The sequence below is a fragment of the Paenibacillus zeisoli genome (assembly GCF_003994465.1).
GTDB classification, from domain to species: domain Bacteria; phylum Bacillota; class Bacilli; order Paenibacillales; family Paenibacillaceae; genus Fontibacillus; species Fontibacillus zeisoli.
In genome coordinates this window covers 596273-614403 of record NZ_RZNX01000002.1, presented here as the reverse complement: position 1 = coordinate 614403, position 18131 = coordinate 596273, and the positions used below count along the sequence as shown (strand labels likewise).

The 18131-nt window shown below is 44.7% G+C and carries 21 protein-coding genes and 1 tRNA gene; 20 read left to right on the top strand and 2 right to left on the bottom strand.

The window, feature by feature from the left end:
- Window positions 1-29: 29 nt before the first annotated feature.
- The 12 genes from rpmH (at window position 30) to EJP77_RS08940 (ending at window position 11381) form a co-directional block, all read left to right on the top strand.
- Window positions 30-164: a 50S ribosomal protein L34 gene (gene rpmH, locus EJP77_RS08995; protein ID WP_068621644.1), complete on the top strand. Its 135-nt coding sequence runs from the start codon at window positions 30-32 to the stop codon at window positions 162-164.
- A 183-nt stretch (window positions 165-347) separates the two neighbouring features.
- On the top strand, window positions 348-698 hold the full coding sequence (gene rnpA / locus EJP77_RS08990) for a ribonuclease P protein component (protein ID WP_127198870.1): 351 nt from the start codon (window positions 348-350) through the stop codon (window positions 696-698).
- A gap of 72 nt (window positions 699-770) precedes the next feature.
- On the top strand, window positions 771-1649 hold the full coding sequence (locus EJP77_RS08985) for a YidC/Oxa1 family membrane protein insertase (RefSeq protein WP_127198869.1): 879 nt from the start codon (window positions 771-773) through the stop codon (window positions 1647-1649).
- A complete protein-coding gene (jag, locus tag EJP77_RS08980; RefSeq protein WP_127198868.1) occupies window positions 1646-2368 on the top strand; it encodes an RNA-binding cell elongation regulator Jag/EloR in 723 nt (240 codons plus the stop codon). Before EJP77_RS08985 ends, jag begins: the two co-directional genes overlap by 4 nt.
- Before the next feature lie 68 nt (window positions 2369-2436).
- Window positions 2437-3816 (top strand): tRNA uridine-5-carboxymethylaminomethyl(34) synthesis GTPase MnmE, encoded by a 1380-nt coding sequence (mnmE, locus tag EJP77_RS08975; RefSeq protein WP_127198867.1) that lies wholly within the window; start codon window positions 2437-2439, stop codon window positions 3814-3816.
- A 171-nt stretch (window positions 3817-3987) separates the two neighbouring features.
- Window positions 3988-5874, top strand: a complete 1887-nt coding sequence (gene mnmG / locus EJP77_RS08970; protein ID WP_127198866.1) for a tRNA uridine-5-carboxymethylaminomethyl(34) synthesis enzyme MnmG — start codon at window positions 3988-3990, stop codon at window positions 5872-5874.
- 3 nt (window positions 5875-5877) lie between these two features.
- Entirely contained in the window at window positions 5878-6600 is a 723-nt protein-coding gene (gene rsmG / locus EJP77_RS08965) for a 16S rRNA (guanine(527)-N(7))-methyltransferase RsmG (RefSeq protein ID WP_127198865.1), read from the top strand.
- Between the two features lie 434 nt (window positions 6601-7034).
- Window positions 7035-7850 carry a nucleoid occlusion protein gene (gene noc / locus EJP77_RS08960; RefSeq protein WP_127198864.1) on the top strand — a complete coding sequence of 272 codons (816 nt, stop codon included), beginning with the start codon at window positions 7035-7037 and terminating at the stop codon, window positions 7848-7850.
- A gap of 165 nt (window positions 7851-8015) precedes the next feature.
- On the top strand, window positions 8016-8777 hold the full coding sequence (locus EJP77_RS08955) for a ParA family protein (protein ID WP_127198863.1): 762 nt from the start codon (window positions 8016-8018) through the stop codon (window positions 8775-8777).
- A complete protein-coding gene (locus tag EJP77_RS08950) occupies window positions 8770-9615 on the top strand; it encodes a ParB/RepB/Spo0J family partition protein (RefSeq protein WP_127198862.1) in 846 nt (281 codons plus the stop codon). Before EJP77_RS08955 ends, EJP77_RS08950 begins: the two co-directional genes overlap by 8 nt.
- Window positions 9616-9711: 96 nt before the next feature.
- Window positions 9712-10854 carry an aminotransferase class V-fold PLP-dependent enzyme gene (locus EJP77_RS08945; protein ID WP_127198861.1) on the top strand — a complete coding sequence of 381 codons (1143 nt, stop codon included), beginning with the start codon at window positions 9712-9714 and terminating at the stop codon, window positions 10852-10854.
- 26 nt (window positions 10855-10880) lie between these two features.
- Window positions 10881-11381, top strand: a complete 501-nt coding sequence (locus tag EJP77_RS08940) for a DUF4446 family protein (RefSeq protein WP_127198860.1) — start codon at window positions 10881-10883, stop codon at window positions 11379-11381.
- On the opposite strand, the gene yyaC is transcribed toward EJP77_RS08940, so the two are convergent.
- On the bottom strand, window positions 11308-11961 hold the full coding sequence (yyaC, locus tag EJP77_RS08935) for a spore protease YyaC (protein WP_127198859.1): 654 nt from the start codon (window positions 11959-11961) through the stop codon (window positions 11308-11310). The genes EJP77_RS08940 and yyaC overlap by 74 nt on opposite strands.
- Window positions 11962-12110: 149 nt before the next feature.
- Here yyaC and EJP77_RS08930 point away from each other — a divergent pair, with 149 nt between their 5' ends.
- The 4 genes from EJP77_RS08930 to EJP77_RS08915 all read left to right on the top strand — a co-directional run bounded on the left by EJP77_RS08930 (window position 12111) and on the right by EJP77_RS08915 (window position 13760).
- On the top strand, window positions 12111-12371 hold the full coding sequence (locus tag EJP77_RS08930) for a putative Se/S carrier protein (RefSeq protein ID WP_127198920.1): 261 nt from the start codon (window positions 12111-12113) through the stop codon (window positions 12369-12371).
- A 52-nt stretch (window positions 12372-12423) separates the two neighbouring features.
- Window positions 12424-13305 (top strand): mechanosensitive ion channel family protein, encoded by an 882-nt coding sequence (locus EJP77_RS08925; RefSeq protein ID WP_127198858.1) that lies wholly within the window; start codon window positions 12424-12426, stop codon window positions 13303-13305.
- Window positions 13306-13356: 51 nt separating this feature from the next.
- The gene (locus EJP77_RS08920; protein ID WP_127198857.1) at window positions 13357-13581 is read left to right on the top strand and encodes a DUF951 domain-containing protein; all 225 of its coding nucleotides are present in this window, start codon (window positions 13357-13359) and stop codon (window positions 13579-13581) included.
- Window positions 13582-13669: 88 nt separating this feature from the next.
- Window positions 13670-13760 (top strand) — tRNA-Ser (locus EJP77_RS08915).
- A 464-nt stretch (window positions 13761-14224) separates the two neighbouring features.
- Here EJP77_RS08915 and EJP77_RS08910 read toward each other — a convergent pair.
- Window positions 14225-14422, bottom strand: coding sequence for a YjzC family protein (locus EJP77_RS08910; protein ID WP_127198856.1), 198 nt, complete (start codon window positions 14420-14422; stop codon window positions 14225-14227).
- Between the two features lie 256 nt (window positions 14423-14678).
- Here EJP77_RS08910 and rpsF point away from each other — a divergent pair, with 256 nt between their 5' ends.
- From rpsF to EJP77_RS08890, 4 genes are all read left to right on the top strand, one after another.
- Window positions 14679-14963 (top strand): 30S ribosomal protein S6, encoded by a 285-nt coding sequence (gene rpsF, locus EJP77_RS08905; RefSeq protein WP_127198855.1) that lies wholly within the window; start codon window positions 14679-14681, stop codon window positions 14961-14963.
- Between the two features lie 40 nt (window positions 14964-15003).
- Window positions 15004-15483, top strand: coding sequence for a single-stranded DNA-binding protein (gene ssb / locus EJP77_RS08900; protein ID WP_127198854.1), 480 nt, complete (start codon window positions 15004-15006; stop codon window positions 15481-15483).
- A 22-nt stretch (window positions 15484-15505) separates the two neighbouring features.
- Complete coding sequence (gene rpsR, locus EJP77_RS08895) at window positions 15506-15778, top strand: 30S ribosomal protein S18 (RefSeq protein ID WP_127198853.1); 273 nt, start codon at window positions 15506-15508, stop codon at window positions 15776-15778.
- A 571-nt stretch (window positions 15779-16349) separates the two neighbouring features.
- The gene (locus EJP77_RS08890) at window positions 16350-18062 is read left to right on the top strand and encodes an ABC transporter substrate-binding protein (protein ID WP_127198852.1); all 1713 of its coding nucleotides are present in this window, start codon (window positions 16350-16352) and stop codon (window positions 18060-18062) included.
- Window positions 18063-18131 lie beyond the last annotated feature (69 nt).

Below are 18131 nucleotides of genomic sequence, written 5' to 3'. Positions count from 1 at the left end.
GACAGTAATCCTGTGAGGGGGTGCAATATATGAAACCGACTTTCAAACCGAATGTGAGCAAACGTAGTAAGGTTCACGGTTTCCGTAAGAGAATGAGCACAAAAAACGGCCGTAAGGTGTTGGCTGCTCGCCGTCTGAAGGGTAGAAAAGTACTTAGTGCGTAATGATACGCGTGAAGACCACTGCGGTGGTCTTTTTTTCGTAAGAGGACGTAATTTGATGCTAGATCATTTCTGATTCTCCTTAATCTGATGAGGGTTTAGGGTGGACGAGATGGTTCATAATACAAGAAAGTTAATGGGTACATCTCTTCTATAAATTAGGTGTGCATTCCAAGGAGATTTGTCGTGCATAAGAAACTGCGTTTAAGAAACCGGGCTGATTTTGGACGGGTGTATCGTTATGGTAAGTCTTTTGCTAACCGCCAGCTGGTGGTCTATTGGTCTGTGAGAAATAATGTTGAGCAGTTCCGGCTCGGCATTTCCGTAAGCAAGAAGATCGGCAATGCGGTTGTTCGCAACCGGATGAGACGCTTAATCAAGGAGATTGTAAGGCTGCACAAGAGCGAAATCCGTGAGCACGTGGACATCATTTTTATTGTAAGAAAAGGTGCTGTGTCTATGGAGTATAAGGAACTTGAGAAAAGCGTACTTCATGCACTACGGAAAGCAGGTCTTGTAAGGGCTTCACGTGCCTGACAGCTTGTTTATTTGTCTGTACAATTATGGTATGATTTAGGCTGATGGATTGGTTAAGAGAGGGGTTATGAAGTGTCGCGATTGAAGTCAACTAAAAGCAAGTGGCTGCTTATTGCACTGGCAGTTGGAATGCTTGTTCTGCTTGCCGGCTGTACACCAAGTGCAACGCCAACACACACTACAGAGGACATGGCTAACAGCAGTTCCTTCTGGCAAAAAAATGTAGTCTACTATTTCTCACTTGCCCTTGATACGTTCGCCAGATGGTTCGGCGGGGAGTACGGGCTGGCGATCTTGGTCATGGTGATTATTGTGCGGACAATTATATTGCCGCTTACCCTTAAACAGGTGAAGAGTTCGAAGGCCATGCAGGCGATCCAGCCGCAGCTTGCGAAGATCAAAGAGCAGTACAAGGATAATCCGCAGCTTCAACAGCAGGAGACCATGAAGTTGTTCCAGGAGAATAAGGTTAATCCGATGGCAGGCTGCTTGCCGCTGATCATTCAGATGCCTGTATTCATTGCGCTGTATAACTCTATTATTTACAACTCAGCTATCCGGGAGCATCCGTTCTTGTGGCTTCAACTTGGCCAGCCGGACCATTTGTTCATCCTGCCGGCATTAGCTGCAATAAGTACATTTATTCAGACCAAGATGATGTCCAATATGAATCCAAGCGGAATGCAGGGACCTATGCAGTTCATGATGTTTATCTATCCTGTGTTGATCTTTATCATGGCTTACAACTTCCCTTCCGCACTTCCTTTATATTGGTTCTTCAGTAATATCTACACGATTGTTCAGAACTACTTCCTCTATAAGAAACCGGCTGGTGAAGTGGCTGTTGTTGAGGCCGCACCCGTGAGCGGTAAATCCAAGAGAGGTGGATCCAATCTGAAGGCCGGTACACCGGCAAGAGGCACCAACAAGGAGGCCAACAAGAAAAAATGAACAAAGTTGTGACGTCGGGAAAAACCATTGAAGATGCTGTTAGACAAGGATTGGCTAAGCTCGGCACCACCGAGAATCAAGTTGCCGTGAAAGTGTTGGAGCAGCCATCAAGAGGATTCCTGGGTCTGTTTGGAGTAAAGGAAGCCAAAGTAGAGATTACTTTGCTGACCGATACGACGACAGAACCGCCAAAGGTCGAAACTACTCATGTAGAGATTATAGAGCAGCCAGCTTTAAGCAGCGAAGAATTTCAGCATGAAGGCAAAGATCCTTTTCAAGAGGCGGCGTCATTTATCTCGGATGTAGGTGAAAGCATGGGCCTGCAGGTAGAGATAGAGATTGTGCACCGCAAGGACAGCACGATTCTTAACATTTCCGGTTCTGATCTTGGTCTACTCATAGGAAGAAGGGGTCAAACCCTTGATGCACTTCAATATTTAGCCAATATCGTAGCAAACCGCTACTCGGATAGCTTCATACGGCTTGTTCTGGATGCGGAGAACTTCAGAGAGCGTCGTAAGAAAACACTGGAGGAGTTGGCTCTGAGACTTGCTGGCAAAGTGGTCCGGACACAGAAGGAAGTCTCTCTGGAGCCTATGGCTCCTCAGGAGCGTAAGGTGATTCATGCGAAGCTGCAGGATCATCCTGAAGTGAAGACTTATAGCAAGGGCGAAGAGCCTAACCGCAGGGTAGTTATTACGGTGAGACAAAGTAAATGAATGTAATGGGAGTGACGTTTGCCTCGGCAATCGTCATTTCTTTTTATTTATATAGAAGAGGTGAGAAGATGGTTACAGATACAATTGCTGCGATCTCAACAGCTGTAGGGGAAGGTGGCATTGCTGTTATTCGGGTGAGTGGGCCGGAGGCTGTTGCTGAGGTTGGACGGCTTCTTCGTTCCAAGACGCCCTTAACCGAAGCGGATAGTCACACCGTTCATTACGGCTTTATTATAGACCCGGTTACGGGAGATAAGCTTGAAGAGGTTCTTGTCACAGTGATGAGAGCACCGCGTTCGTTCACAACGGAAGATGTGGTGGAGATTAGCACCCACGGTGGAGTAATTTCGGTGAAAAGGGTGATGGATCTGCTGCTGAAGCAGCCTCTAATCCGGCTTGCCGAACCGGGTGAATTCACCAAGCGGGCCTTTCTTAATGGGCGGATTGACTTGTCACAGGCTGAAGCGGTTATTGATCTGATTCGCTCCAAGTCTGACCGAGCCTTCTCCGTTGCCCTCAAGCAGGTAGAAGGGGATCTATCCCGGAGAATCCATGAGATCCGTCAGACGCTGCTGGAGACCCTTGCGCATATTGAAGTAAATATTGATTATCCGGAGCATGATGTAGAGTCGCTGACTTCGGAGTTTATCAAAGAGAAATGCACCCAGGCCCAGGCAGGAATTGATCGGCTGCTGAAGCGGGCCAATGAGGGAAAAATCCTTCGTGAGGGGATAACCACGGCGATTATTGGCCGGCCCAATGTCGGAAAATCCTCATTAATGAATGCCCTCGTGAGAGAGAACAAAGCCATTGTTACGGACATTCCCGGTACAACTCGTGATGTGATTGAAGAGTTCGTAACCATTAACAATATCCCTCTTAAGCTGCTGGATACGGCGGGAATTCGGGAGACGATCGATGTGGTGGAGCAGATTGGGGTAGAGCGCTCCAAAGCAGCAGTGAATGAGGCTGATCTGATTCTCCTTGTGCTAAATGGGGCAGAGCCGCTGCATGAGGATGAGATTACCCTGATGCAGCAAATTCAGCATCGTCAGGTTATCGTACTGATCAACAAGAGTGACCTTCCGCAGCAGATTGATTTAGAGGTGGTCGGGCGTTATTTCCCAGAGGAGAATCGCGTTAAGCTTTCTGTAAGAACATCAGAAGGACTGGAGAGTCTGGAGGAGGCCATTACCCACCTATTCCTGGGCGGGCAGCTTGAATCGGGTGATCTGACTTATGTCAGCAACGTAAGGCATATAGCGCTCCTTAACAAGGCAGCGGCCTCCTTGAAGGATGCTTATGAAGCAGCTGACTCGGGTATCCCCATTGACATTTACCAAATTGATGTCCGTCTCGCATGGGAGCAGCTTGGAGAGGTTATCGGGGACTCCGCACCGGATTCGCTGCTGGATCAAATATTCTCCCAATTCTGCTTAGGGAAATAAGTAAAGTATTTGCTCGGATGATCAGTTTATAGGCTGGGAACGTGGTATGATGGTGGATGTAGTTATTTTTAGCTCAATGCATATAGTTCAGTAAATAAACGGTTCCGATTGCGGTTATGATGAGATTCATAAGGCTGTGGAACGCTCGATATATAAGGAGGTAAAGAAAGAATGGGATACCCGGCGGGGGAATATGATGTGATCGTCGTGGGTGCGGGCCATGCTGGTGTAGAAGCGGCATTGGCAGCAGCTCGCATGGGCTGCAGTACGCTTATGGTTACCATCAACCTAGACATGGTTGCATTCATGCCATGTAACCCATCTATTGGTGGTCCTGCAAAAGGCCACGTAGTTAGGGAGATTGATGCGTTAGGCGGAGAAATGGGCCGGAATATTGATAAGACTTTTATCCAGATGCGTATGCTGAATACAGGGAAAGGGCCAGCCGTTCATGCACTGCGTGCTCAGGCGGACAAGTTCATGTATCAGCATGCCATGAAAGAAACCATGGAGAAGGAAGAGAATTTAACGCTTCGCCAAGGGATGGTCGAAGAGTTAATTATCGAAGATGGAAAGTGTGTGGGTGTTGTCACCAAGACTGGAGCAGAGTACCGCGGGAAAGCGGTAGTGTTAACAACAGGTACCTATCTGCGTGGCAAAATCATTATGGGCGAGCTGATGTACGAAAGTGGTCCGAATAATCAGCAGCCTTCAGTAAGATTAGCCGCTCATTTGAAAGAGCTTGGCTTAGAGCTCGTAAGATTCAAGACGGGAACACCTCCGCGTGTTCACAAGGATACCATTGACTTCTCACAGACGGAGATTCAACCTGGTGACGAGAAGCCTAAATTCTTTTCCTATGAAACCAAAAGTTCTGATAACGAACAGTTACCGTGCTGGTTGACATACACTTCAATTGAGACCCATGAGATTATTAATTCAAATCTTCATCGGGCTCCGATGTTCTCGGGTGTCATTGAGGGAACGGGTCCAAGATACTGTCCTTCAATAGAAGATAAAATTGTACGCTTCAGCGACAAGCCTAAGCATCAAATTTTCCTCGAGCCGGAAGGCAAGAACACTTCAGAGTATTACGTTCAAGGTTTGTCCACCAGTATGCCTGAAGATGTTCAGCTGCAGATTCTGCGCTCGATTCCAGGGCTGCAAAATGTGGAAATGATGCGTACGGGTTACGCGATCGAATATGACGCGATGGTGCCGACACAACTGTGGCCTTCGCTTGAGACTAAGCTTGTACCCGGTCTCTTCACGGCGGGTCAGTTGAACGGAACATCTGGATATGAGGAAGCAGCAGGACAAGGGATTATGGCGGGGATTAATGCGGCTCGCAAAGTGCAGGGGAAAGAGCCGGTAGTCCTTGATCGATCCCAGGGTTATATTGGTGTCCTTATTGATGATCTGGTTACTAAGGGCACAAATGAGCCCTATCGTCTTCTCACTTCTAGAGCTGAATACCGTCTTCTTCTTCGTCATGACAATGCTGATCTTCGTCTCACACCGATCGGTTATGATATTGGCTTGATCAAGCAGGATCGATATGATCAATTCCTTAACAAGAAGCAGAATGTTGAACTTGAGATCGAGCGTCTCAAATCAACCAAGGTGCGTCCAGTGGAGGTTAATCCAATTCTGGAGTCTATCGGTTCGGCTCCAATCCAAGATGGAAGCAACATGCTTAACATTCTTCGTCGCCCTGAAGTCAGCTACACTCATATTGAGCCTTTATCTCCTTCTACTCTTGAACTGGATGATGAAATGAAGGAGCAAGTAGAGATTCAAATCAAATATGCAGGCTACATTGAGAAGCAGCTGCTCCATGTGGAACGGCTTCAAAAGATGGAGAAGAAGAAGATTCCTGATAATATCAAGTATGATGACATCCATGGCATAGCGATGGAGGCACGGCAGAAGCTGGATCGCATTCGTCCAATCTCGATTGGTCAGGCTTCCCGGATATCTGGTGTTACTCCGGCTGATATTTCAATCCTTCTGGTCTATCTTGAGCATTATAATCGAGTGACTGCTGCAGGAGGATAAATTATGGATTCAGTTCAATCTGATTTTGTCAGCTTAATTCAGGCTCAAGGTATTCACCTAAGTGATAAACAGCTGGAGCAATTTGATATCTACTTCCAGGAGCTTGTATCCTGGAACGAGAAAATGAATTTGACTGGAATTACGGAACGGAATCAGGTGTATGTGAAGCATTTTTATGATTCATTGACACTTGCTTTTTATAAAGGAATGGACGCTGTTGGCCGTATGATCGATGTGGGCTCGGGTGCCGGATTTCCAGGCATTCCACTCAAAATCGCATTTCCTCATCTTAAGCTTACAATCGTGGATTCACTTAACAAGCGCATCTCATTCCTCCAGCATGTTGTGGATACTATTGGTTTGAAGGATGTACAGCTTATCCATGGCAGGGCAGAGGATATCGCAAGACTTCCAGAGCACCGCGATGCATACGACTTGGCTACGGCTAGAGCCGTTGCACGCTTAGCTGTGTTGAACGAATTCTGTCTTCCATTTGTGAAGCCGGGTGGGGTATTCGCCGCAATGAAGGGGAACAACCCAGATGAAGAGATCAAGGAAGCAGCTTTCAGTATGAAAGAACTTAAAGGCTCTTTAGTTGAAAGTTACAACTTTAACCTTCCTGTGGAAAATTCAGAGCGGCATATTATTTTGATTAAAAAGAACGCTTCGACACCGAAAAAGTATCCGCGCAAGGCGGGCACTCCATTAAAGACACCTCTTATATAGAGGTGTTATTTTTTTGGTATTTTTTGTGTTCCACGTGAAACAATCACGGATCAAGCTCGAATCACACAATTGTTAATTATTGAGAATGATTAACTGAATAATTAGTATTTTATTCATCAATATGGATTTAATATATAGTTATAGAGTTGACTATCTATCGTAAATAAATAGTTGCCTGCCCAATCGTCTACTTCTTTAGTTCCATATGGAATGATTGGTCAGAAACTGGTAAGATAGAGAATAGGATTATAGAGGAAAAAGTGATAGAATAGATTATATCCAAAGCATACGAATCTCGTTCTGAAACAGGATGTTTATCCCTTATAAGTCGGGAATTCAAGGCCTTTATCGGATGCCATTAACTCATTCCCTCGTGAATGAAGATCATAAGGCAGTGCCTTATGCTACTATGAAATTAGGTGGTAATCTACGGAATGAAAGAACAATTTTCTAAATTGTTTGGGTTGACCGAACGAAACAGCGGGGAAGAAGTAAAGCAACTTCCGGTAGATAACATTGTCGGCGGCCCCTACCAGCCTCGGACAGTTTTTGACGATGAAAGAATTGATGAGTTATGTCAAACAATCAAAACTCATGGTGTTATTCAGCCTATCGTGGTCCGTTACCGGAATGAGAAATATGAGATCATTGCTGGAGAACGTCGTTGGCGTGCAGTGAAGAAGCTGGGATTTGACACGATTCCTGCCATAGTTCGGGACTTTAATGATTCCCAGGCTGCCTCCATTGCATTAATCGAGAACTTGCAGAGGGAGAATCTTACCTCTATAGAGGAAGCTATCGCATACCAGAATCTGATTGACCTTCACCAGCTGACTCAGGAGAGTCTGGCACAGAGATTAGGAAAGAGTCAGTCCACAATCGCTAACAAGATCCGTCTCCTGCATCTGCCTGAAGTTGTGAAGAATGCTTTAATGGAACGGAAAATTACTGAGCGTCATGCTAGGGCTCTTTTGTCATTAGATACAGAAGAACTTCAGCTGAAGGTACTGGAAGAGATCATCGCTAAAGACTTGAATGTGAAGCAAACAGAAGCAAGAATTGCTTTTTATAAAGAAGTAGCTAAAAACAAAAAATCCAAGCGTATTTCTTTTACCAAAGATGTCCGTCTAGCTTTAAATACGATTCGGCAATCGATTGATATGGTATCGGGTTCCGGACTGCAGATCAAGAAGACTGAAACTGATCATGAAGATCATTATGAAATCGTAATAAAGATTCCTAAACGTTAATGGACAAGTATGCGCTAAGAAGGCGGCAGCAGTAGCCGCTTTTTCTGTCTTTTTGTAGCTGCCTCTTTGAGTTGACCCACACATGTACGGTGAAATGGCCTGAATAATCCATTCCACTGTATGGATCTACAAGAAGATTCTTAAATAATATTGAGGTGAAACAGGTTGTCTAAAATCATTGCCATTGCCAACCAAAAGGGCGGTGTAGGAAAAACTACGACATCGGTCAATTTGGGAGCCGGGCTGGCTACGCTGGGGAAGAAAGTTCTACTTGTAGATATCGATCCACAGGGGAATACGACCAGCGGTATTGGTATAAATAAAGCTGACGTTGCTAACTGCATTTATGATGTTCTAATCAATGAGGTTCATCCCAAAGAAGCAATTACACCTACCCAAATCGAAGGCTTGGACATGATTCCAGCTACGATTCAGTTGGCTGGGGCGGAGATTGAACTTGTGCCTACGATTTCACGTGAAGTACGGCTCAAGAAATCTCTACAGCAAGTGAAGAGCCAATATGACTATATCATTATCGATTGCCCTCCTTCATTAGGCATCCTGACGATCAATTCGTTAACCGCCGCGGACTCTGTCCTGATTCCAATTCAATGTGAATACTATGCCCTTGAAGGACTTAGTCAGCTGTTAAATACGGTGCGTCTGGTTCAGAAGCATCTTAACACCTCGCTGCAAATCGAGGGTGTGCTGCTTACGATGTTCGATGCCAGAACTAATCTGGGCATACAAGTTATTGAAGAAGTGAAGAAGTATTTCCAACAAAAGGTCTACAAAACAGTTATTCCGCGCAATGTTAGACTGAGTGAAGCGCCTTCTCACGGGCAGTCAATTATTACGTACGACCCTCGCTCAAAAGGGGCAGAGGTGTATTTAGAATTGGCAAAGGAAGTGATTTCTTATGAGTAAGCGTCTGGGAAAAGGACTTGATGCGCTGATTCCATCGCTTTCTGTTAGTGATGACGATAAGGTGGTAGAAATTCCACTTAATCAGCTTCGGGCAAATCCCTACCAGCCTCGTAAGACTTTTGATGAAGAAGCCATCAAGGACCTGGCAGAATCTATTCGTCAGCATGGTGTAATTCAGCCGATTATAGTTAGAAGTGTCCTTAAGGGATATGAAATCATTGCAGGTGAACGGCGATTCAGAGCTTCTCAATATTGTGGAAATACTACAGTACCAGCTGTCGTACGCAGCTTCACGGACCAGCAGGTTATGGAGATCGCTCTTATCGAGAACCTTCAACGGGAGAATCTGAATGCAATGGAGATTGCTGTTGCTTATCAGGGGCTAATGGATCAGTTCGAATTGACGCAGGAAGAATTATCCTTAAAGGTAGGGAAATCCCGTTCTCATATCGCCAACTTTCTTCGATTGCTGGCACTTCCTGATGAAGTGAAGGATTTTGTTTCACGTGGAACATTATCGATGGGACATGCGAGAGCCATTGTCGGACTGAAGGATACAGCACTAATAAAACAGCTTGCCAAACAATGTATCGAAAATGAGTGGAGTGTTAGAGAGCTGGAGGATGCAGTGCAGCAGCTTGATCGTAAAAAACTAGACACTTCTAAAGTGAAGATTGCTGCTAAGAAGAGAGATCCTTATATTGAAGAGGTTGAAGAAAGTCTTCGTGAAAGATTTAAGACTACAGTGAAAATCAAACCGGCCAAGGATAAAGGCAAGATAGAAATTAACTATTTTAGCCAGCAGGATTTACAGCGTTTACTTGACATGCTTCAATGATGAATTGACATATTTCTCCTTATGCAAGAAGGAGAGGTATGTCTTTCTTGATCTTATATTGAGTAAAGTTAACCTAGAGGGGAAGGGTGGGAATTAGTGATTTACTTAGATCATGCAGCGACCTCCTGGCCCAAACCTGCAGGAGTTATTAGGGCAGTTGAAGAAGCGCTTTCAGGAAGTGCGGCAAATCCGGGCAGGGGAAACCATGCCATGGCTATTCAAGCGGGCAGAGTCCTCATGAGGTCACGAAGTCGATTGGCCACACTTTTCGGAGTAGAGAACCCTGTAGACATCGCTTTTACATCCAATACGACAAGTGCGCTTAACCTTGCTATTAAGGGATTTCTTAAACCAGGCGATCATGTGATTGCCACGATGGTGGAACATAATTCTGTAAGGCGACCACTTGAGTTTCTAAAGCGTACTCTGGGGGTTAAGGTTGAGTATATACCTGTAAGTCAAGAGGGCGAGATTAACCTTTTAAGTATGAAGAGGGCATTTGAAGAAAATACTCGATTAGTGGTTTGCAGTCATAGCTCCAATTTGCTAGGAAGCATAGCCCCAATTGAGGAAATTGCCAAAATGACTCATCAGCATGGAGCCGTATTGCTTGTTGACGCGGCACAGACTGCTGGAGCGTATCCAATTGATGTGAAGGAAATGAATATAGACATGCTTGCCTTTCCAGGGCATAAAGCCTTACTTGGACCCCAGGGTACAGGAGGGCTCTATATTCGCCCCGATATAGATTTGGTTCCACATCTTCATGGAGGGACTGGGAGTCAATCTGAGGAGCTGGAACAGCCATCAGTTCGCCCTGATCGTTATGAAGCAGGCACTCCTAATACGGCAGGTATTGCCGGCTTAGGGGAAGGAGTCAAAGAAGTGCTAGCAGAGGGAGTAGAGAATATCTACAGCAGAGAATGGCAGTTGACGCAGGAACTTATGCGGGGACTAGCAGATATTCCAGGAATTAGCCTGCTCGGTCCAGCGCTGGGAGCGCCTAGAACTGGAATTGTAACTTTCAATGTAGCTGATCAAGATGCTGCCGAGGTAGCCTTCCGTCTTGACAGGGAATATCAAATCGCAGTAAGAGCCGGCTTTCATTGTACTCCGTTAGGGCATGAGACAGCAGGCACTACCTTAACCGGAGCAGTAAGAGCTAGCGTAGGTTACTCTACAACTGCCTATGAAGTGAACGCCCTTATAAAGGCGATGCAGCAGTTATACAGAGCATAAATTATGATAGAGGGGTAGAGCCAGGCATGGGGGAATGGAATAAACTTTTCAGCGAACAATTGGGATTAATCATCGTGGGAACCGCCTTGTTGTTTATCTTATTTCTCATCTGGAATATCGTACAGGGAAGCAAGCTGAAGAAGATGCGTCGTAAATATGAGATTATGATGGCCGGGGCAGGAGTAGAGAACCTGGAGACACTGCTTATTGATCTCAAGGTTCAATTGGATTCTATCGAGGATGAGCAGGGGGATCAGCAGCGGCAACTGCAATCCATCCAGAAGCTGCTTCCTAAGCAAAAAGCAAAAATAGGCATTAAACGATATAATGCCTTTAATGAACGAGGGAATGAACTTAGCTTCTCTGTGGCATTTATAGATAGTCAGCAGGACGGAATTGTCCTGACGGGCATCTACAACCGAGATGGCTCTTATGTATATGCGAAGCCAGTCGTTAAAGGGGAGTCGCCTTATTCACTCTCTCCTGAGGAAAAGGACGCCATTCTTCTCGCCGAACAAGAGGCCTAAAGCTGCGGTCCCATTCCTTTATGGCACCATACAGGCTGGTTGCGATAATATCAGACAAACGCATAACAAGACTAAGCCGAGTATTTTGTAATACAAAATATTCCATAAAGCCGCCGACATTGACGATGCCCGTAAGATGGATATCGCCGACCGGCGGCAGTTCTTTGTTTACCCCTGCACCAGGGCGAAGGGGACCATGAACAACCTGAATACAACCCACACTGGATGATTGACCAAGGCAGGCATCTATACCTATAACAAACGGATTATCATGAACCTGCTGGATGTGAAGAAGTGTGTCTTTAAGGTTCATGGCATGTACAGGTTCATCTAAGGTACCATAGAGATGGAAGCTACTGCACTGCAGTTTAGACAGGGCTGTTCCGACGAGGGGACCCAGACAATCACCTGTAGACCTGTCTGTACCAATACAGACAATGACGATCTCCTGCCGGACGGATAGCTTGGCAAAATGGAGAAGAAGCCGATGAATAATAGCTGAATGTATGCCGGGCTCAGTATGTAGTATTTTTAAATAAGGAATCTCCTGAGCAGCAAGGGTTGGATCTGTATGAGACATAAAATCTTCCTTTCCATTCAATATGGGAGAAGCGCTGCCGGTTACATAGTCTGTAGTTGTACCAATATAGTAGTTAGTATATGAATATTAGGAAGATTTTATACTTGGAGAGCACCTGCAATCCGCTTAAGAAGGAGAAACGTACGATGATGGATAATTGGCTTGTGATGGCCTTTGATTCTACCCAACAGGCGCTGCGCGCGGAAATGCTGCTCGAGTATGCAGAGGTAGAGATGGACCTGTTCCCGACACCGAAGGAGATAACAGCCGGGTGTGCGCTTTCTATTCAGTTTGAACCTGAGAGTTTGTCTGTGGTGAGAAATATAATAAGATCAGAAAGGGTAGAGATCAGGGGGATCTATTCGAAAGAAATGCAGGGTTATGTTACGATTGATCTAGATTCGGAGTGAGACTTAATTCAATTAAGTCAAAGCTTTGCTGTATGGAAGAGGAGGGAGTGCCATGTTCTTCGCTGCAGAAGCACCTAAAGGAATGACAGGCCAAGCATTACAAACGGCGGCAACTTGGAAAGATAAAATTTGGGAGTGGTTCACGAATATAGATATGTGGGAGAACGTGCTATTTTCCTGCATAAGAATTATAGTCATTATGATCATCACCCGGGTATTTATCAAAATTGTATTTAAATTTATTGACCATTCTCTTCAGCGTCATGAGGAAAGCCGCATTAATGTGAATCCGCGCCGATTCGTAACTGTCGGAGAATTGCTTAAGAATGTCATATCGATCGCGAGTAACTTTGTAATGATTATGCTTTTGCTCGGGGAGTTTGGAGTTGAATTGGCTCCTCTGCTTGCGGGAGCAGGCGTCTTCGGACTGGCAATCGGGTTTGGTGCACAAAGTCTTGTCAAAGATGTGATCACAGGATTCTTCATTATACTTGAGGATCAATTCGCCGTAGGAGATGTGATCCAGACTGGAACTTTAAAAGGGACTGTAGAGATCATTGGGCTGCGCACAACAAGATTGGTTAGTTGGACAGGTGAGGTACATATAATTCCAAATGGTATGATCACGAATGTTACCAATTACTCGCTTAATAATGCTCTGGCTGTTGTTGATATTCCGATAAGCAACCAAAGGAAGCTGGACGATTCTCTGGAAATCCTGAGAAGATCCATGACGCAATTAAAAGAGAACACAGAAGCATTGGCGAACGTGCCTAATGTACTCGGAGTTCAGTCCATTACAACAAGTGAATATGTAGTGAGAATTGCAGCTGAATGCTTGCCGGGCAAACGTTCAGAGGTAGAGCGGGAGATCCAGACTTATGCGAAGGAGGCCCTGGATGAAGTCGGGGATGGGCTCGCAGCTGAGGCATAAGACACATTCTTAGCTAATCTAAGCTTACATTGCGCGAAGGAGTTGTATGTATTGGAACGTAAAGTATTTCAGCTTGGTGATATTGTTCAAATGAAGAAAAGTCACCCTTGCGGCAGTAATGAAATGGAGATTATCCGGATGGGCATGGATATACGAATTAAGTGTGTAGGCTGCAAGCATAGCGTTCTGATTCCAAGAGCCAAGTTCGAGAAAAATATGAAGAAGGTACTTAGATCAGCAGAAGGGGACCAAGGCAGCGAGATGACATCAATATAGTCAGATTAAGTAAAAAAGGGCTGCTGATCCGGGAAGATTAAGCTATATTGCAAACTGTATGGCAATATGTTAAAATCATTATTGCTGCGGAAAGGTACCCAAGAGGCCCAAGGGGGCTGACTCGAAATCAGCTAGGCGTCGCAAGGCGTGCGTGGGTTCGAATCCCACTCTTTCCGCCACTTCTGAATATGATTTTAATTGAGATAATCTCCGTAACCGCGGAGATTTTTTTGTTGTTATATTCACCACATGCGATAAGTTAAACAAGATGAATTAAAAAGGTCCCCATAAGGGGACCTCTTTGTGGTAGACGGCGCACATTTGGAATTCTTCTCTCACACAAATGCAGGAGACATTCGGCAATTGCAACCTTACGCTGGAAGCACCAGGAAGAGGGGTCCTCCTTGGGCGCCTCACGTTCCTAACCAGAGAACTAAAGCATATACCCTGCAGCTTCTTCTTCACAGAAGAGGCACCGAATATTTCTTTAATTTACACTGAACATCGAGTTGTGAATAAGACTCCTAACGGATGTTTCGCTGAACAGGTCCAACGGAACCACACCTCTCTTGTACGCCGTCTAAAGATAGAATGTGCAGTAGGGCGAAATGTTATACAGTTTAGTGATTGGTAAAATATTACATTAATGAACGCGTGCCTTTTCGGCCTTTTTCCACTTGCGATTCTTTTTACTTGTTTCCGGGAAGATGTCCCCACGTTCTAGCTCGACACGCTTCGGATCCTGAATTTGGGTATGGAAGCTGCGCGCTTCACCTACCTCCGTATAAATGCCGGGGTTTGGCGCTTTATCTCCGGGTTCGAACTCAGTTTGCTCACCCATAATCACTGATCTCCCTTCCAATATTAAAGTAGGTTTTACTGCCTTAGTGTGCACGCTCCATTGGCAGTTCATGTGGAGATGCGGCGGCAGGAACTTGGAAGTTCATAACGGATTAGGAACATATATTCTTTATTTCATTCAGTTTCACTTGCATCAGGCTTTCAAATTTGTTATATTACTATGGTGCGAGTTTACGCTCGCTCCTTGCTCCCAAGCTATGCATTGGGGGCCGTGAGTCCAAGAGGAGGTGAAAGATATGCGCAAATACGAAGTGATGTACATTATTCGTCCAGATCTTGAGCAGGAAGCTCTTCAAGCTGTAGTCGAAAAATTCCAAGGCATCATCCAAAACGGCGGGGAAATTACAAAGCATGATGTTTTAGGCAAACGCCGGCTTGCGTATGAGATCAACAAGATTCGTGATGGAGTTTACGTACTAGTGAACTTTACTGCGACTACGGATGTAATTAACGAGTTGGAACGTATTTTGAAAATTTCCGACGAAGTTATCCGTTATCTCATTACAAAAGACGTTGCTTAAGATGTGTTTGTAAATTTATCGCTCAGAGGAGGGGACCAGATTGTTGAACCGTGTCATTCTCATCGGAAGACTTACTCGTGATCCAGAGCTGCGTTATACCCCAGCGGGCGTGGCGGTCACCCAGTTTACCATTGCGGTAGACAGACCATTCACCTCACAAGGCGGAGAACGCGAAGCGGACTTTATACCGGTCGTTACGTGGAGACAGCTGGCAGAGACTTGTGCCAACTACTTGCGTAAAGGTCGTCTGACCGCAGTCGAAGGACGCATTCAAGTACGGAATTACGATAATAACGAAGGTAAACGTGTATACGTGACCGAAGTCATCGCCGATAATGTCCGTTTCTTGGAGTCGAATCGAGAAGGTGGCGGTAGCGGTCAACGGGAAGAAGCACCATCGTTTGGTGGTAGCGGCGGCGGTGCGAACCGTGGCGGCAATAGCAATTCCCGAGGCAATCAAGATCCATTCTCCGATGACGGAAAACCGATCGATATATCGGATGACGATTTGCCATTTTAATATTGGAAAGGACTGATACAGCATGGCTTTTAAACCAAGAGAAGGCGGAGACAACGACAAAAGACCGGCTCGCCGTGGCGGCCGTAACAAACGTCGTAAAGTGTGCTTCTTCACTGTGAACAAAATTACTCACATTGACTATAAAGACACTGAACTGTTGAAGAAATTCATCAGCGAACGCGGAAAAATTTTGCCACGTCGTGTAACCGGCACTAGCGCAAAATACCAACGTTTGTTGACTATCGCAATCAAACGTTCCCGTCAAGTTGCATTGTTGCCTTACACAACAGAGTAGTACGGGGTATATAGAAAGCAGCCATCTAATGGCTGCTTTTTTTGTTATATGCACATTAAATTTTAAGCTTTAATTAAGTTTGTAAAACTATAAAAAGCTCAGTGAAAAGTATTTTCTATACGTTACATTAAAAAAAAATTAAAAACTGACTGTAAATATAGTTGGAATTTTAGTAAATTTAATGTATATTATTTACTAATAATGAATCATAGCATTAATAATATACTTGTTTTTATTTGGAAAACATAATGGAAGGCATTAACATTAAATTGACCCATGGTTAACTAAAGAACCGGGGGTAGACATCCAGAGTTTGCCATTAAAATTATAATTCCGAGTAAACTTATGTATATTATTGCTTTTTTTATTAGGATATATTGAACAACAATATATTAGAAGTTAATTAAACAATTCTAGGATTCTGAAACACAAGGGGGGTCACAGCCCACGTAAGCATATGAATGAACCAATTCATTCATACCGTAGACAGAATTAGAAGAACGTGAGGTTAGCTTCGGCCCGGAGGTAGGACAGTAAGACAACAAAATTGAGAAATGGGAGGAACACGTTAATGGTAAAAACAAAAAAATGGATTGCCCTATTAGCGACGCTAACATTGTTCGGAGCATTGTTTGTAGGATGCAGCAATACGAAATCAAGCGAGAGCAGCACTAAAGCCCCAACAGGTTCCGAAGTAGATGCTAGTAAATCTACAGATAAGCCAGTTGATGGAGGAACACTGACATTCAGCAGCTTCTCCGATATCGTATCGATTAACCCAATTTATGTAGACAACTCTGCATCTTCGGATGCCGCAAGATTTGTAATGGCAAATTTGTATGACCTTGATCGTAAAGGTAACCTTGTGGCTGAACCTTGGTCTCTTGCAGCAGCTCCTCTTGAAGTGTCGGCAGATGGTAAGACTTACACAGTTAAGCTGAAAAAAGAAGCAAAATGGAGTGACGGCCAGCCAGTTACTGCGGATGACGTAATTTTTACAATTAATACATTCCGTGATCCGAAGGCAGGTTCTCCTGGGATTGGCCAATTTGATAAAGTTGACAAACTCGACAAAGTTGACGATCAAACGATCAAGATCACGCTTAAGCAAGTATTTGCGCCTTTCCAATACAGCTTGTTCAATCAACTGATTCCTTATCACGTTCTTAAAGATGTGAAGCCAGAGCAGCTGAAAGACAACCCTTATGGTAAGGATCCTGCCAAGACGGTTACTAACGGAGCTTGGAAATGGACAGAATGGAAGCAAAAGCAGTATCTTACATTTGATAAAGATCCTAATTATTGGGGTCAAAAACCGCATATTGACAAAGTCGTATACAAAATCTACGCGGATCAGAACACAGAGGTATCTGCATTGATTAAGGGAGATACTGACCTGATTCAAGCTATCCCTGTTACTCAAATTGAAGCCGTGAAGAAGAAAAGTGGAATTTCAGTTCTTCTTGCCCCAGGTCCGTTGTATGAATATGTAGCCTTTAACTTCAAGCCAGAGAACTTCCCGGACAAATTCGTACCATTCACTGGGCAGAAGACAAGACAAGCGATTGCTACGGCGCTTAACCGCCAAGGTATGATTGATAACATTCTTAAGGGTACTGGTACTAAACTCAATGCACCGTTCCTTCCAGGTACTTGGGCTGACCCAGGATCTGCCGTTACTGAGTATAAATATGATCCTGCTGCAGCTAAGAAACTCCTTGCTGAAGATGGTTGGGTTGCAGGCTCCGACGGCATCTTGACTAAAGATGGTCACAGATTCTCATTCGAGCTTCAATACAACGCAGGGAACAGCCGTCGTCAACAGGTTGCAGCTGTAATTCAGCAGAACTTGAAAGAAGTAGGAATCGAAGTTACACCTAAAGCAATTGACTTCTCTTCCTGGGCTGATAATAACTTGACTCCAGGTAAGTTCCCAGCAGTACTCTTGTCTTGGTCCCTGAATAACCCGGACCCAGATGGCGAGCAAACCTTCTCTTCTAAATACTTCCCGCCAACTGGTCAAAACATGGGCTGGTACAAGAACGATAAGCTCGATAAGCTTTGGGTAGAAGGTTACTCAACAGTTGACCAAGCAGAACGTAAGAAGATTTATGAAGAAGTTGGTAAAGAAATTTCTACTGATCTTCCATATGTATTCCTGTATCAATATGGACAGCCAGAAGGTCTGGGACCACGCGTGAAATATGCTGAAGCAGACGCACCAGAAGCTTCACTACCTTATGGATATTTCTTCCACATTCAGAACTGGTGGGTAACTCAATAATTGCAAGATCACAAACGAGGGGGAAGGAGAGTCTTCTCCTCTCCCTTTTTTGTTTTCAGGCTTAAATTG